Origin of the sequence: Nocardioides sp. AX2bis (assembly GCF_902506435.1) — a bacterium.
In the GTDB taxonomy this organism is placed as follows: Bacteria; Actinomycetota; Actinomycetes; order Propionibacteriales; family Nocardioidaceae; genus Nocardioides.
Window position 1 is genome coordinate 1,489,229 of the sequence record NZ_LR733215.1, and the last position, 15,240, is coordinate 1,504,468.

Consider the following 15,240-nt stretch of genomic DNA (forward strand, 5'->3'; position numbering starts at 1 on the left):
GTCACCGGACCGGTCCTCGTGCCGGTCGAAGCGCCTGCGTTCCCGTCGGTCCGAGCCGACCCAGAGCGCGATCAGTGCCACGGCCATCACCGCCAGGGGGTAGTCGCCCAGGGCCCAGCCGATGGAGGCGCCAAGGTTCTGATCGTCCAGCAGGGAGGCGCCCCAGTCGCGCTGGAGGCTGGAGAACCAGGACTCGGCCAACACCCGGTTGCTCGACATCAGGGACACCGAGAAGAAGGCGTGGAAGCCGAAGGTGACCATCAGTAGCAGCGCACGGAACGGGAAGGCCGGACGCTCCGGGCCCGGGTCGATGCCGATGAGTGCGTTGCAGAAGAGGTAACCCGAGGCGAGGAAGTGCACCACCATCAGCTGGTGAGCGGTGTGGGCCTGCAGCGACAGCTCGAACAACGAGGAGTAGTAGAAGGCCACCAGGCTGACCACGAAGAGGCCCGCTGCGACGACGGGGTGCCCGAGCAGCTGGGCAGGCAGGGAGTGCACGAGCCGGAGCAGCCACTCGCGGCCGCCGTCGGAGCCGTCCCGGCGGCGGGGGATCGCCCGCATCGCCAGGGTCACCGGCGCTGACAGCACCAGGAACATGGGCACCGCCATCGCGATGGTCATGTGCTGGACCATGTGCATGCTGAACAGCACCTCGCCGTAGGCGCCGGGTGCTCCGCTGGTGGCCCAGGTGAGCAGGGACCACCCGAGGACCCAGGTGAACGTAAGCAGGGGCGACCAGTGGTCACCGCGCTGGGCCAACCGGCGCACCGCGACCAGGTAGGTCACCACCATCACCACGGCGACCGGCAGCCACAGGGAGTCGATGTCCCACCGGGTGAACCAGCCGGCGGCGTCGAGCGCGGGTGGCAGGTCCTTGCCGAGCAGTGACTCGGCCGCGCTGAGGGGGCGTTCTGCCCCGGGGGCTGCCGGCGGCTCGGTCCGGCTCAGGGCGACGCCGGCCCCGGCCGCCACGGCCAGCACGGAGACGTCGAGTGCGACGACACGCAGGAATCGCCCCGGCCGCCCGGCCTCCATCTGGTCGATCAGCCTGGCCCGGTGCCACCAACCCAGGGTGCCGACCAGGCCGAGCGCCGTGACCTTGACGAGCAGCACGGCACCATAGCCCGACCAGAGGCCCGCGACCTGTTGTAGCCGTAGGGCTGCGCCGAGGGTGCCGGAGACCCCGACGACCAGGAACGACCACCCGGCCAGGGTCGAGTAGCGGCGCACGACGGTCACCAGCTGCGAGCCGAGCCAGGGACGAGCGAGCGCGATCGCAGCCAGACCTCCTAGCCACACCGAGGTGCCGAGCAGGTGGAAGGCCTGCAGGTTGACGGCGTCGTCGTGGTTCAGGGTCCCGGCCGCGTGGCCGGTCAGGGCCATCGGCCACAACCCGGCCAGGGCAAGGAGGACCAGCAGACCCACGGCACCTTGCCGACCGGCGACGGTGCACCCGAGTGCCACCAGTGCCGCGATGGCGCTGCTGGCGAACAGGTAGCGGCCCAGCTCGAAGTTCTGTGCGAAGAAGAGGGCCTGGCCCACCAGTCCCGGTTCGGTGAGCGAGACACCGGCCGCGTCGGCGTAGGTCAGCACGATCAGCGCGGCACCGGCAGCGCTCCACGTCGCTGCGGCGAGCAGGGCCAGGTCCACCAGCCGCTGGCGAGGGCCTTCGAGGGCGTCCCGCCTCCCGCCGTCCTGGGATCTCGTCCTGGTGGCGCCGGCGGTGGGACCCACGCACCACGCTGCCACCACAAGCAGGCCGACGGTGACCATGGCTGCGATGTCACGCACGGACTGGACCAGAGGGATCCCGACCCGGACCGCGGCGCCGGGGTCGGGCAGGCCCGGTTCGGTCGAGGCAGACAGGGCCCCCACCGCGAGGAGCAGTCCCACAGCAGCGACCGGGGCGGCCAGGACCACGACGTACCGGACGGCGCGGGTGCTCGGCGCGGGCCGGGCAGTCGGCACGGTGCTCGGCACGGTGCTCGGACCCGCGCTCATGAGGTCGACTCGCCGGATGGTGCGCGACGCGCACGCAGCCGCCGCGCGCCCACGACCAGAAGCAGGGGGATCGCGAGCACCACGACGACGAGCGCGGCCGCGATGGGGAGCCCGGCGGCCGACTGCTGCGCTGCCGGGATTGCGTCGGGGGCGCTGCTCACCGCGCCGGCGCCCGCCTCGTCCTGGGGTGCCGCGGTGTTCGCCGACACCTCGGGCGACGGCGATGAGGGTGATGATGGTGATGACGTGCTCGGGGCGCCGGCGACGCTGAACTCCACTGCCCCCTCGATCGGGTGGCCGTCCACCGACGTCACGCGGAACCGCACCTGCCAGGGTGTCGTTCTGGATGCGTCGGGCACGGCGAGCGCCGAGGAGTCGGCGAGCATGGTGTCGGTCGATCGGCCCTGGGAGACCGGCAGGCGGCCGAGCTGGCGACTCCCCACGCTCAGCACCACCGCGGCGAGGTCCGGTGAGACGTCCTCGCTGAAGACCAGTTCGACGGTGCCCGGGGCTCGGGCGACCCGATCACCTGCTGCCGGGGCGGAGTCGACGAGGTCGGTGTGCGCCGAGGCCGGACTCGGCGTGACGAGGATTGCGACGAGCAGGGCGAGCAGGGCGAGCAGCGTCAGCAGCGCCGGGGCGATGATGATCGGGACACGGTGGGTACGGGTGATGAGCTGGGACATCCGGTTCCTGCCTCTCGGGTCTACTATCGAGCATCGTAGTTGGCGTGTGTAGACGAAGGAGGGCGCATGGGTTTCGGACACGGGCACGGGCACGACGGGGGAGGCCCTGCTGGCCACGCCGGCGGCCGCCACCGGTGGCGGCTGGCGGTCTCCTTCGCCCTCGTCGCCGGGTTCTTCGTCGTGGAGCTGGTTGCCGGGCTGCTGTCCGGCTCGCTGGCGCTGCTCTCGGACGCCGGCCACATGGCGGCCGACGTGGTCGCACTGGGCGCGGCGCTGCTCGCCACGAAGATCGCGGCGAGGAAGGACACGACGGGTCGTCGCACCTACGGGTCGTACCGGGCCGAGATCTTCGCCTCCGGGCTCGCGGTCCTGCTGATGCTGGGTGTCTCGGTCTACGTGGTGACCGAGGCCTTCTCCCGCATCGGTGAGGAGGTCGAGATCGCCACGGGCCCCGTGCTGGTGGTGGGCGTCCTGGGACTCCTGGTCAACGTGGCGGCCCTGATGCTGCTGCGTGCAGGCTCGGCCGAGTCCCTGAACGTGCGCGGCGCCTACCTCGAGGTCGTCGCCGACACCGTGGGCAGCCTCGGCGTCATCGCCTCCGCCATCCTGGTCGCGACCACGGGAGCGACCTACTGGGACACCCTCGTCGCCCTGGCCATCGGACTCTTCGTGGCCGTACGAGCAGTGTTCCTCGGCCGGCAGGTCCTTGCAGTGCTCGGCCAGCACGTCCCCGAGGGGATGGACATGTCCGACGTCACCACCGAGCTGGAAGCGGTAGGCGGTGTGGCGGGGGTCCACGACCTCCACGTCTGGGCGCTCACGTCAGGGATGCATGTCGCCACCGCCCACCTCGTCGTCGTCCCCGGAGCGGACTCCCAGGACGTCCTGGTCCGGGCCCAGCAGGTGCTCCGCGAGCAGCACCGCATCGAGCACGCGACCCTCCAGGTCGAGGACGAGCCGTCCCAGGCCTGCCACGAGGTCACCTGGTAGGCGCCGTGAGACCGACCCCACTGAGCCGGTGGCTTTAGGAGCGGGGTGATCGCGGGGGAGTCCGGTTCCCAGGCGGACGGACCGCGCTTCTCGCGTGCGAGGATCGACCATGGTGTCGACCGGGCTGCGGTGTGGGTGCTGCGGCCGTCCCAAACCTCGCGAGGCGCTGCACGCACTCGACGGCGGTGCCTTCATCTGCCGTCGATGCGGGCTGTGGGTCGCCCTCCGGCCCAGGGGTGACAAGCCGCACGACGACTGAAGGCCGGCGACCGGCGACCGGCGTTCTCACGGCACAGCCTTGGGGGCGCCGGAGTCGGGGCGCCGGAGTCGGCCCCACGGTCGAGTCATGTTGCCGCAGACCGCGCGGGCCTCTGGTCCGCCTGAGTCTGGGGCGGCACCGCACCGCGGGCGGCACCGCACCGCGGGCGACCCCACGCTCCAACCCGGCCAGGCCTAGTCGTCGTCGCGTTGTTGGCGCGCCTCACGGGCATCGCGCCGGCGCCCCCGCGCCACGAGGTAGACCAGGGCGAGGGTGGCCACGACCGTGATCAAGGCGATCACCAGGGTCGCGGCCTCCGACCCGCCACCGCCGCCCTCAGACACCGGCGTAGGAGTGCAGGCCCGGGATCCACATGTTGACCCCGAAGAAGTTGAACACGAAGGCCGCGTAGCCCGCGAGGGCGAACCAGGACGCTCGCGAGCCCCGCCAGCCGGTCGTGGCGTCGGCGTGCAGGTAGGCGGCGTAACAGACCCAGGTGATGAACGCCCAGGTCTCCTTGGGGTCCCAGCCCCAGTACCGACCCCAGGAGTTCTCGGCCCAGATGGCGCCGGCGATGACGGCGAAGGTCCAGATCGGGAAGGCGAAGACGTGGGCACCCCGCGCGACCCGCGACAAGGTGTCCGCTGTGGGGAGCTGGGCGGCGTACCGACCCCGGGTGCGGCCCAACCGCGCTGCTCGGGCGTCGTGGCGCTGCCGGACCATGAACAGGATGGTCGTCAGGGCCCCGACGGTGAAGACGCCGCCCGAGATGATCGCGGCTGCTACGTGCACCACGAGCCAGTAGGAGTCCAGCACCGGCACGAGGTCGCCGGCGGGGGTGTAGAGGACCGTGACGGCCAGGCCGAGCGTGAGGACGATCGCGCCGACGATCCAGGCGCCGAGGTCGCGCACCGGCTGGCGGCGTAGCAGGGCCAGGTAGGTCGCCCCGGCCGTCATCGTGATGACGATCGCGAACTCGTACATGTTGCCCCAGGGAGCCCGCTCGGCTGCGAGACCGCGCGTGACGACGCCGGCCAGGTTCAGCAGGAGGCCCAGGACCGCGAGGGACGACCCGACCGCACCGACGCGGGCGCCTGGTGTGCCCGCGGTCGACGACGACGGCGCCACTCGACTCGGTGGTGCCGCTGCGGGTGCCCCGGCACCGACGGCGACCGGGGCCTCGGCAGTGACCTCGGCAGTGACCTCCACCCCCCGGTTGACCCGCGCGGCGGTCTCGGCGGCGTACGCCAGCATTGCCAGCACGTAGACGGCGATGGCGGAGTAGATGAGGTTGTCGGAGAGCAGGTCCCACGTCATCGGTTCGGCTCCTGGGTGTGAGTCTGGGTGCTGGGGCTCGGGTTAGGTGTGTCAGGGCCGCGGAGCGCCAGGGACACCGCCTCGAGGTCGCCCGCGGGCAGCTGGCGTCGGGTCAGGGACCGCATGGCCACCTCCACGGCGACGAACCCTTCGGCGGGGGCCGTGTCGGTGACACGGACCCAGAGCCGCCGGCGGCGGATGACCAGCGAGGTGGTGAGGCCGCCCAGCAGCAGCAACGCGGCGACCAGGCTGATCTCCTTGCCGGGGTCGTAGGCGACCTGGAAGTTGGCGAACCGCGAGACGCCGTCGAAGGTCAGGCTGCCCTGATCGTCGGGCAGGCGCATGGTCTCGCCCACGGCGAGCGGCTGCCGCAACGGGCTGCCGTCCTCGCCGAGCACGGGTTCCAAGTTCGTCGTGTCGAGGGTGTAGACCGACTGTGTGGTGCCGTCGGACATGCCGAGGTCGCCGGTGAACGCGGTCATCACCAGCTGGGGGTCGACCGGGCCGGGAAAGGCCGAGACCGGGCCGCGCCCGTCGGTTGCCGCGGTGGGCAGGAACAGGCCCTGGAAGCCCAGTCCGACCGGTTGGGCGTCGGGGGCCTTGACGACGCCGTCGGAGGTGAAGTTGGAGTCAGAGGGAAGGAAGATGACGGGCCCGGAGAAGGTCACGGCGCCGGTGCCGTCGCGGACGGTGACCTCGGGGGCGTAGCCGTGACCGGTGAGGAAGAACTTGGTCTCGTTGATGTCCAGGGGCGAGTTCGGCTTCACCTGGGCCGTGCCGGAGCCCTCCTCGGACTCGTAGGAGACGCGGGCGTCGAAGCTGCGGGGCTCGCCCAGCTTGGCTGGATCGGTCTCGAACTCCGCGTCGAAGCTGTCGAGGGTGAAGCTGAGCGGCTCCAGGCCCTCCACGTCGGTCCACACCGAGGGGAAGAACTCGTCGTACTCGGCGCTCACGTTGGTGAACGAGCTGCCCTCGGCGATGGCGACGCGGCCCTCGAAGCCGTACAGGCGCCCGCCGGCGATGCCGACGAGCAGCACCAGCAGCGACAGGTGGAAGGCCAGGTTGCCGGTCTCGCGCAGGTACCCCTTCTCCGCGCGCACCTCGTCACCCACGATCCGGACCCGGAACCGTCGGCGGCGCAGGGCCGCCGCCGCGGTCTCCAGCGCCTGGTCGGCCGGCTCGGCGGTGGTGAGCGAGGCGTACTCCGGCTCCCTGCTCAGGTGTCGCGGGGCCGGGGGCGGTGCCGCGCGGCTCTCGCGCCACAAGCGCGCACAACGGGGCAGCACGCACCCGGTCATCGAGACCAGCAGGAGCAGGTAGATCGCGGCGAACCACGGCGAGCCGTAGACGTTGAACAGCGACAGACGGTCCATCCACGGCGCGAGCTCCGGGTGCTGCACGAAGTACCGCACGACGGCCTGCGGGTCCGAGGCGACGTTGCGCTGGGGGAGGACCGAGCCGGGCACGGCCGCGACCGCGAGCAGCGACAACAGGATGACGGCCGTGCGCATCGAGGTGAGCTTCCTCCAAGCCCACCGGCCCCAGGCCCATCGCGGCCGCAGACCCCCGGGCTCCACCAGACCCGGGGGAGCCTCGCCTCGCTCCGGCGCGGTGGAGGTCGTCATGTGCTCATTCCGTCTCGAGGCGTTCGGGGGCTACTACGGATGGTAGTAGCAGGTTGGCTGCCGTTGGTCAGCAGGTCATCCCAATGGGGATTAGAATGTTGGTATGACCGACGAGAGCTGCGAGCTGCTGTGCCTCGACCTACCGGAGGCGGAGCGGGTCCGCTCCCTGGTCCCGTCCGCCGAGGTGGCCGGGGTCTCAGCGGCGCGCTTGCGCGCGCTGGCAGACCCGACCCGCTTGCGAGTGGCCATGGCGCTGTCCGCCGCCGGCGGTGAGCTGTGCGTCTGTGACCTTGCCTGGGTGGTGGGGGCGTCCTCCGGGCTCGTCTCCCACCACCTGCGGCTGTTGCGGTCCAGCGGCCTGGCGGCCTCGCGGCGCGAGGGCAAGATGGTCATGTACACCCTCACCGAACCGGGAGAGGCGCTGTTGCGCTCCGTCACGGACAGCACTGTCGGGTCGCAGGCGACGTCATGAGCGACGCCTGCTGCGGTGGTGACGCACCCGAGGCCGTGGGTCCGGGGGAGTCCATCGACCCGGTCCGGCTGCGCGACGTCCGCGAGCTCAGGATCGCCGGCGCGGCCGGCGTGCTGGTGCTCCTCGGGGTCCTTGTTCCTCTGCTCGGTGGTCCCCTGGCGACCGGCTCCGGGGTCGCAGCGCACCTCGCTGCGGCCGCGTTGGGTGGCGTGACGTTCGTGCCAGGTGCGGTGCGCGGTCTGCGGCGGCGCCGGGTCGGCGTCGCCACCTTGATGACCATCGCGCTCATCGGTGCGCTGGTGCTCGGCCAGGTCGCCGAGGCGGCCATGCTGGCGTTCCTGTTCTCGATCAGCGAGGCCCTCGAGGACTACTCGGTGACCCGCACCAGGCGTGGACTGCGTTCCCTCCTCGCGCTCGTGCCCACGGATGTCACCGTCGAGCGCGGCGGGCTCACGGGACGCATCCAGGCCTCCGCGCTTGAGGTCGGGGATCTGATGGTGGTCATGGCCGGCGACCGGGTGGCCAGCGACGGCGTGGTCCGCAGCGGGCGGTCCTCGCTGGACGTATCGGCTATCACCGGCGAGTCGATGCCGGCAGAGGTCGGACCGGGCGACGTCGTGCACGCCGGCTCGGTGAACGCCAACGGCGTGCTCCGGGTCGAGGCCACCGCGCGGGTCGAGGACAACTCGCTGGCCAAGGTGGTGGCCGTCGTCGAGGACGCTCAACGGCTCAAGGGTGACCGGCAGCGGATCGCGGACCGCATCGCGCGTCCGCTGGTGCCGTCGATCATGGTGGTGGCCGCCCTGATCGGGGGGATCGGTTCGCTCCTCGGGGAGCCGACGCTGTGGGTGGAACGCGCGCTCGTGGTGCTGGTCGCCGCGGCGCCGTGCGCCTTGGCTCTTTCGGTGCCTGTCACCGTGGTCGCCGCCGTGGGCGCTGCGAGCCGGTTCGGCGTGCTGGTCAAGGGCGGCGCGGCAATCGAGGCGCTCGGCGCCGTCCGTACTGTCGCGCTGGACAAGACCGGGACGCTGACCGCCAACCGGCCCCGGGTGGTTGCTGTGGTGGCGGCCCAGGGCTGGACCGAGGACGAGGTCCTCGCAACGGCGGCGGCCCTGGAACGACACAGTGAGCACCCGCTGGCCGCGGCCGTGCTCTCCGCGGCGGCAGAGGGAGCCGTCGCTCAACGGGACGCGACCGACGTCGAGGCGGTGCCGGGCCACGGACTCCGAGGCGTGCTCGCCGGCCGTCCGGCACGCCTCGGCAAGCCGACCTGGGTCCTGCCTGCGGCCCTGGCGGCCGAGGTGGACCGGCTGCAGGGATCAGGTGCGACCGTCGCAGTGGTCGAGGTCGACGGCGAGGTGGTCGGGGTGATCGCGGTGCGTGACGAGCTGCGCCCGGAGGCGGCCGAGGTGGTCGCCGATCTTCGCGCGCGCGGCATCGACGTGGTGATGCTGACTGGGGACCACGAGCGAACCGCGCGGGCCATCGCCGCGGAGCTTGGCATCACTCGAGTCCATGCCAACCTGGTCCCGACCGACAAGTCGGACCTGGTGGCTCGGCTTCGCAGTGAGTCGGGCCGACCGGTGGCCATGGTGGGTGACGGCGTGAACGACGCCCCGGCACTCGCCGTGGCCGACGTGGGCATCGCGATGGGCGCGATGGGAGCAGACGTCGCCATCGAGGCCGCAGATGTCGCCCTGATGGGCTCGGACCTGCGGCACCTCCCTCAGGCCATCGGCCACGCACGTCGAGCCAGGGGCATCATGCTGCAGAACATCGCGCTGTCACTGCTGATCGTGGTGGGCCTGGTCCCGCTGGCCGCGCTCGGCGTCCTTGGTCTGGCCGCCGTCGTGCTGATCCACGAGGTGGCCGAGGTGTTCGTCATCGCCAACGCCGTCCGGGCCGGGCGCCTCGCCGCCCTTGACGGCGTCGAGGCGCCGCCCGCGGCCGATCCCGGCCGAGACCTCGGCACGGTCCAGGTGGTGGAGGACGGCTGCGCATGCTGCGCGCCATCGGCCGACGCATCGCTCGACGCATCGGTCCTGGAAATCCGTAGGGCGGCGCGGGGCGCCTGAGGGGTCCTCCCCACGCGCGCGGTCCTGGCTCAGGCCGGGGGGTCCTCGTGGGGCCGCTCGGTGTCCTCGTCGGTGGGTTCGGCGTCATCCAGCACGGGGTCGGGGCCCGGCGAGCGTTCGACGCGGGTGACCAGCAGCGCGCCGAGCACGACGAGACCGATGACGGCGGCCGGTATCAAGAAGCTCCAACCAAACCCACCGACGCTGCCGCCTCCGGTGCCCTGGGCGGTGCTTGCCGAGGCTGGCGCTGGAACGAGTACCGCCAGGGTTGCGATGACCAGGGCGCCAAGCAGCACAGGTCGCGCCGCGAACCGAAACCCGCGGTCGGTGCGACCAGGCAGGTGCTCTTGGAGTTTCATACTATGAACGATAGTAGGACTATGTTGGTGCGGGCACGCCGAGCGTGCGCGCCCGCACCACGACCTCATGAAGTGCCGTGCGTCAGGCCGGGGCTGCGCTCTGCCCGCGCGCGGCGAGCCTGCGAACCACCGGGTAACCGGTCATCAGGCCGAGGACGATGCCGAGCTGCATCAGGAACCAGAATGCCGCGTCGGTGGCGGGCGGCATCAGCTCGTTGAAGTGCAGGAGCAGCATCCAGCCACCCATGCCGATGTCGAAGGCGAGCACGGTGACCACTGCGGCGACGGCTGCGCCACCGACCGACAGTGGGTGGCCCGCACGCCGGGTCGCGACCTGCTCATAGACGAAGAGAAGTAGGATCGCCAAGGCACCGATCACCAGGATCATGACCCACAGGTCGATCCCGGCGATCGTGAGACCCGAGGCGATGACCAGCGGCACACCGATCAGGTGGGCGATGGCGGAGGCACCGCCACCCGGCAGACCGGCGACGGCGGCCGGCTGCGTGCCCGGCACCGGGTTGCGGCCGTACCGGGTGTAGAGCGGGATGGCGAACGGGCCGAGGTAGAGCGCGCTGGTGATCCAGACGATCTCGGCGGCGATGCTGGCGTGGCGGTGCCGTCGGGCGTAGACGTCGTAGGCGATCCACGCCGCTGTGGCGACTGCCAGGGCGATGAAGATCCACGCGACTGGGGTGACCCAGTCGGGGACACGGTTGGTCATCTGCATGAGGGTTTCCTTCGTCAGGGTGTGTCACCAGGTGCACCAGCCGGCGCCTGCGAACGGGCGCAACAGGGGGTGGACAGGGGGTGACACCGGGAGTCGTGTGAGGCCGCGGGACAGCGGCGATAAGCGCCGGGGCGTGCCGGTCTGCCTTGAGGGGGCGACCGGCGTGCTCATCAGACCCTGAGCAAGCACATCCGGGTCGGCGTGAGAGCGGTCCAGAAACCGTGCCCGGTCCACCCCGGGGGTAGTGCGTCACGGGCGGGGGCCCCGGAGCGGGCGAACAGGTGACGTCCTCGACGTCGGGGGAGCAGAAGCGCAAGGACCACCAGCAGGGCGACGCCGCCGCAGACCCCGGCCACCTCGGTCACGCACTCGTCATCGCAACTCATCGACATGGGTGTGTCGCTCGCACTGGCGATCGAGCTGTCGGGCGGCCCGCCCATGGACATCGACGGGGAGGCTAGGGCGGCCACGGAACACGCCAGCACCACCGCTGCGAGGAGCATCCCAGTCCAACGACGCCAACCAGGCGCGCCGGGCAGGATTGCGTCAAGACCCACGGGCGAAGAGTAGGTGCGGGACGCAAGTCCCACCAAGACCGCCGCGATTCGGTCCGCAGTGGCCTCAACAAGGTCCTCGCACCGTGAGGCGAACGACTCTTGCATGCATACCCCTAGGGGGTACCCTCAGGACATGCCCAGTCACATGACCCACCGCGATGCGCACACACCACCGACCACCAAGGACCCGGTCTGCGGCATGGACGTCGACCCCGCCACGAGCGGGCACACCGTGCTGCACGAGGACGAGTCGTACTTCTTCTGCTCGGCGGGGTGCGCCGCGACGTTCGAGGCCGACCCGGACCACTACATCGGGCCCGACCACGCTCCGGGAGAGTCCAGCGGTAGCTCCACGGGGCCGGTGCCGGCCGGTGAGGTCGCGGAGTACACGTGCCCGATGCACCCCGAGATCCGGCAGGACGGTCCGGGTTCGTGCCCGATCTGTGGGATGGCCCTGGAACCGGTCGTGGTGACCGCTGAGACGGGTCCGAACGCGGAACTGGTGGACATGACCCGCCGGTTCTGGGTCGCTGTCGCGTTGTCTATCCCGGTCGTCATCTTGAGCATGGGTCGCGACCTCGTCCTGGCACTGCACGACCTGATCGACGCCCAGCTCTCGGTCTGGGCGCAGCTTGTCTTGGCGACCCCGGTGGTGCTGTGGACCGGGGCACCGTTCTTCGTCCGGGGCTGGGGTTCGGTCCGGACTCGGAACCTGAACATGTTCACGCTGATCGCGATGGGAACCGGCGTCGCCTGGGCCTTCAGCGTGGTTGCGACCCTGGCGCCGGGACTGTTCCCCGACGCGTTCCGGATGGGTGGCCAGGTGGACGGCACCGTGGCGGTCTACTTCGAGGCCGCTGCGGTGATCACGACCCTGGTCCTGCTGGGCCAGGTCCTCGAGCTCCGCGCCCGTGAGCAGACCTCGGGTGCGATCAAGGCCCTGCTCGACCTCAGCCCGAAGACGGCGCGTCGCGTGGGAGCCGACGGCACCGAGGAGGAGGTGGGCCTCGACGAGGTGCAGATCGGGGACCGGTTGCGGGTCCGCCCTGGCGAGAAGGTCCCCGTGGACGGTGCGGTCACCGAGGGCCGTTCGGCCGTGGATGAGTCCCTGGTGACGGGGGAGTCGATGCCGGTCACCAAGGCCGCCGGTGACCCGGTCATCGGGGGCACCATCAACCAGACCGGGGCGCTGGTCATGGTGGCCGAGAAGGTCGGCCGCGACACCATGCTCGCCCGGATCGTGGCGATGGTCGCCGACGCGCAACGCTCCCGCGCCCCGATCCAGCGGATGGCGGACCGGGTCGCCGCCGTGTTCGTGCCGGCCGTCATCGTGATCGCGTTGGTCGCGTTCGCCGTGTGGGCGCTGGTGGGCCCCGACCCGCGGCTGGCGTACGCGCTCGTCGTCGCGGTCGCGGTCCTGATCATCGCCTGCCCCTGCGCCCTGGGCCTGGCCACACCGGTCTCGATCATGGTCGGCGTCGGGCGCGGCGCACAGATGGGTGTGCTGATCAAGAACGCTGAAGCCCTGGAGCGGATGGAGAAGGTCAACACCCTCGTGGTCGACAAGACCGGCACCCTCACCGAGGGCAAGCCCTCGGTCACCCGGATCGTCGCCGCGGCCCCCGTTGCCGGTGCAGGTGGTGCTGGCGGCGCAGGATTCGACGAGGCCGAGCTGCTGCGGCTGGCCGCCTCGGTCGAACGCGCCTCCGAGCACCCCCTGGCCCAGGCGGTCGTGAACGCAGCCCGTGACCGGGGCATCACCCTCGGTGAGGTCACTGACTTCGACGCACCCGTGGGACGCGGTGTCATCGGTGTCGTCGACGGTCACAGGGTGGCCTTGGGCAGCGCCGACTTCATTACCGCCCGCAACCTCGACCCCGCGGGGCTGCTGGTCGAGGCGGACCGGCTCCGTGGTGATGGGGCAACCGTCATCTTCCTCGGGATCGACACCGTGGTGGCAGGCATCTTCGCCATCGCCGACCCTGTCAAGGCGACCACTCCTGAGGCCGTCCGGGCCCTGGGTGCCGAAGGCATCGAGGTCGTCATGCTCACCGGCGACAACCGGGTCACCGCCGAGGCCGTCGCCCGCTCCCTGGGCATCGACCGGGTCGAAGCCGAGGTCATGCCCGACCACAAGGCCGACGTCGTCCAACGCCTACGCAGCGAAGGCCGCGTGGTCGCGATGGCCGGTGACGGTGTCAACGACGCCCCCGCGCTGGCCGCCGCCGACGTCGGGCTCGCGATGGGCACCGGCACCGATGTGGCGATCGAGTCCGCCGGGGTCACCCTGCTCAACGGCGACCTGGGCGGCATCGTGCACGCCCGCCAGCTGTCGGCGGCGACGATGTCGAACATCCGTCAGAACCTGGTCTTCGCGTTCGCCTACAACGTCGCAGGCATCCCGATCGCGGCCGGGGTCCTCTACCCGGTCTTCGGAGTCCTGCTGTCCCCGATGATCGCCGCCGCGGCGATGGCCCTGTCCTCGGTCAGCGTCATCACCAACGCGCTGCGTCTGCGTACCCACCGCCTCAACTGAGGGCACCGGGCACCTGACGCCCCCGACCGTACGATCACAGGAGTGAGCACCATGCGTCCGACCACCAGCACCCGCAGGGCCGTCCCCGGCCTGCTGGTGGCTGTGGTCGTATCGATCGTGCTCGGCATCCTCGGGATGCACGCCCTGTCCACCCACGGCGTCATGGGCGAGGCCGACCACGGCGGACACGCCACCATGGACGGCGGCGCCACCTCAGCTGACATGCCGGGGGCCGCAACGATCATCGACCCGGGCGCCGACCCAGTCCTCGAGCCGGCTGCCGGTGTCAGCGACGGGTCCGGTGAGGGTGGCGGGCACGACATGGGCGGCATGGTCATGCTCTGCGCCGCCATGCTCGCGGCCACCGCCGCGGCACTCCTGCTCCTCGCCGCCCTCGGCACGCGGCGCACCCCACGGTTCTGGGCGCTCCTCCCCACCGCCGCCACGAGCACGACGAGGTGGGTCACCTCCCGCCTGGGGACCGGCCCGCCACCGGTCTGGGAGTTCTCCGTCGTCAGGTGCTGATCCGGCAGCCCGCCGCCCCCGCAACGCGGGTGCGTGGCACGCAGCCGACCGTCCAGCACCCACCCAGGAGAACCCCATGCGTAGCAACCGCACGACCCGCGCCATCAGCGCGACCGCCCTCGGCCTGACCCTCGCCGTCACCGCCGCCGCCTGCGGCAACGACACCGGCAGCGACACCAGTGCTCAGGTGTCCACCACCGAACACAACGACGCTGACGTCGCCTTCGCCTCCGAGATGCTCCAGCACCACGCCCAGGCCCTCACCATGGTCGACCTCACCATGGGCCGCGACCTCGACCCCGAGGTCCGTCAGCTCGCCGAGGACATCCGGGGAGCCCAGGCCCCCGAGATCGAGACCTTCACCGACTGGCTCACCGACTGGGACGAGGAGATCCCCAGCACGATGCGCGACCACGCCAACGCCGACCACGAGGACGGCGAGGCCGGTGCAGCAATGGAAGGCATGGACGCCGGGGCCATGGACATGCCCGGGATGATGTCCGCCGCCGACATGACCGCCCTCGAGGACGCCCCCGACCCCGAGTTCCAGGACATGTGGCTGGAGATGATGATCGAGCACCACACCGGCGCGATCGACATGGCCGAGGCCGAGACCGACCAGGGGCAGTACAAGCCCGCCATCGACCTCGCCGAAGAAATCGCAGACTCCCAGACCGTCGAGATCGACACCATGGAGACGCTGCTCGCCTCCTAACCTGCCACCACAGGTTGGCTCCTTCTAGCCCTGCCTCAGGATGGTGAGGTGCAGCTTCGGCTGCACCTCACACGCCACCACCAAGCAACGTGCTGGCGTAGTGGTGACTTGACCAGGAGAACTACACTGGTGTAACCACCCCGGGAAGGCAGCCATCTGCGTGACGACCTTACGAGAGCCCGTTCAGGGCTTGTCTAGCCGGCGGTCCGATCGCGCCGCGGCCCTGGCCGGCGTCACCGCGGACCGCTACACGTCGACGATCGGGCAGGCCCGGACGGCGCTGCTCGGCGGCATCTTGGACGACACGGTGTTCAAGACCTCCTCGATCTTCGCCGACGCCGCCAATGCTGCCCAGGGCTTGTCTGGCTTGCGGGCAGACCGCACCGCGGCCCT

13 protein-coding genes and 1 pseudogene are annotated in these 15,240 nt (G+C 71.0%); 7 read left to right on the forward strand and 7 right to left on the reverse strand.

Annotated elements, in window-relative coordinates; all coding sequences use genetic code 11:
* Positions 1 to 69: 69 nt before the first annotated feature.
* Together GV155_RS07080 and GV155_RS07085 are read right to left on the reverse strand one after the other, a co-directional pair.
* Positions 70 to 2,001: pseudogene (locus tag GV155_RS07080) on the reverse strand (cytochrome c oxidase assembly protein); the annotation flags it as partial.
* A complete protein-coding gene (locus GV155_RS07085; protein ID WP_160006521.1) occupies positions 1,998 to 2,780 on the reverse strand; it encodes a copper resistance CopC family protein in 783 nt (260 codons plus the stop codon). The gene GV155_RS07085 and the pseudogene GV155_RS07080, both read right to left, overlap by 4 nt.
* Here GV155_RS07085 and GV155_RS07090 point away from each other — a divergent pair.
* Positions 2,754 to 3,677 (forward strand): cation diffusion facilitator family transporter, encoded by a 924-nt coding sequence (locus GV155_RS07090; protein ID WP_160006523.1) that lies wholly within the window; start codon positions 2,754 to 2,756, stop codon positions 3,675 to 3,677. The genes GV155_RS07085 and GV155_RS07090 overlap by 27 nt on opposite strands.
* A 453-nt stretch (positions 3,678 to 4,130) precedes the next feature.
* Here GV155_RS07090 and GV155_RS07095 read toward each other — a convergent pair whose 3' ends face one another.
* The 3 genes from GV155_RS07095 to resB are packed head-to-tail and all read right to left on the reverse strand — an operon-like array spanning position 4,131 to position 6,764.
* Complete coding sequence (locus tag GV155_RS07095) at positions 4,131 to 4,280, reverse strand: hypothetical protein (protein ID WP_160006525.1); 150 nt, start codon at positions 4,278 to 4,280, stop codon at positions 4,131 to 4,133.
* Complete coding sequence (ccsB, locus tag GV155_RS07100; RefSeq protein WP_160006527.1) at positions 4,273 to 5,253, reverse strand: c-type cytochrome biogenesis protein CcsB; 981 nt, start codon at positions 5,251 to 5,253, stop codon at positions 4,273 to 4,275. Before ccsB ends, GV155_RS07095 begins: the two co-directional genes overlap by 8 nt.
* On the reverse strand, positions 5,250 to 6,764 hold the full coding sequence (gene resB / locus GV155_RS07105; RefSeq protein WP_236554119.1) for a cytochrome c biogenesis protein ResB: 1,515 nt from the start codon (positions 6,762 to 6,764) through the stop codon (positions 5,250 to 5,252). Before resB ends, ccsB begins: the two co-directional genes overlap by 4 nt.
* 217 nt (positions 6,765 to 6,981) lie before the next feature.
* On the opposite strand from resB, the gene GV155_RS20955 reads away from it, so the two are divergent.
* A complete protein-coding gene (locus GV155_RS20955) occupies positions 6,982 to 7,350 on the forward strand; it encodes an ArsR/SmtB family transcription factor (RefSeq protein ID WP_160006531.1) in 369 nt (122 codons plus the stop codon).
* Positions 7,347 to 9,425: a heavy metal translocating P-type ATPase gene (locus tag GV155_RS07115; RefSeq protein ID WP_160006533.1), complete on the forward strand. Its 2,079-nt coding sequence runs from the start codon at positions 7,347 to 7,349 to the stop codon at positions 9,423 to 9,425. Before GV155_RS20955 ends, GV155_RS07115 begins: the two co-directional genes overlap by 4 nt.
* Before the next feature lie 29 nt (positions 9,426 to 9,454).
* Here the strand turns inward: GV155_RS07115 and GV155_RS07120 are convergent, their stop codons facing one another.
* Positions 9,455 to 9,784, reverse strand: a complete 330-nt coding sequence (locus tag GV155_RS07120) for a hypothetical protein (protein ID WP_160006535.1) — start codon at positions 9,782 to 9,784, stop codon at positions 9,455 to 9,457.
* A gap of 82 nt (positions 9,785 to 9,866) precedes the next feature.
* Positions 9,867 to 10,514, reverse strand: a complete 648-nt coding sequence (locus tag GV155_RS07125) for a DUF4396 domain-containing protein (RefSeq protein ID WP_160006537.1) — start codon at positions 10,512 to 10,514, stop codon at positions 9,867 to 9,869.
* Between the two features lie 690 nt (positions 10,515 to 11,204).
* Between GV155_RS07125 and GV155_RS07130 the strand changes: the two genes are divergently transcribed.
* The 4 genes from GV155_RS07130 to GV155_RS07145 form a co-directional block, all read left to right on the forward strand.
* Positions 11,205 to 13,607 (forward strand): heavy metal translocating P-type ATPase, encoded by a 2,403-nt coding sequence (locus GV155_RS07130; protein WP_236554126.1) that lies wholly within the window; start codon positions 11,205 to 11,207, stop codon positions 13,605 to 13,607.
* A gap of 51 nt (positions 13,608 to 13,658) precedes the next feature.
* Positions 13,659 to 14,132: a DUF6153 family protein gene (locus GV155_RS07135; RefSeq protein ID WP_236554463.1), complete on the forward strand. Its 474-nt coding sequence runs from the start codon at positions 13,659 to 13,661 to the stop codon at positions 14,130 to 14,132.
* A gap of 76 nt (positions 14,133 to 14,208) precedes the next feature.
* A complete protein-coding gene (locus GV155_RS07140) occupies positions 14,209 to 14,847 on the forward strand; it encodes a DUF305 domain-containing protein (protein WP_160006543.1) in 639 nt (212 codons plus the stop codon).
* A 160-nt stretch (positions 14,848 to 15,007) separates the two neighbouring features.
* On the forward strand, positions 15,008 to 15,240 hold a 233-nt coding region (locus GV155_RS07145; protein ID WP_160006545.1), incomplete at its 3' end, for a hypothetical protein.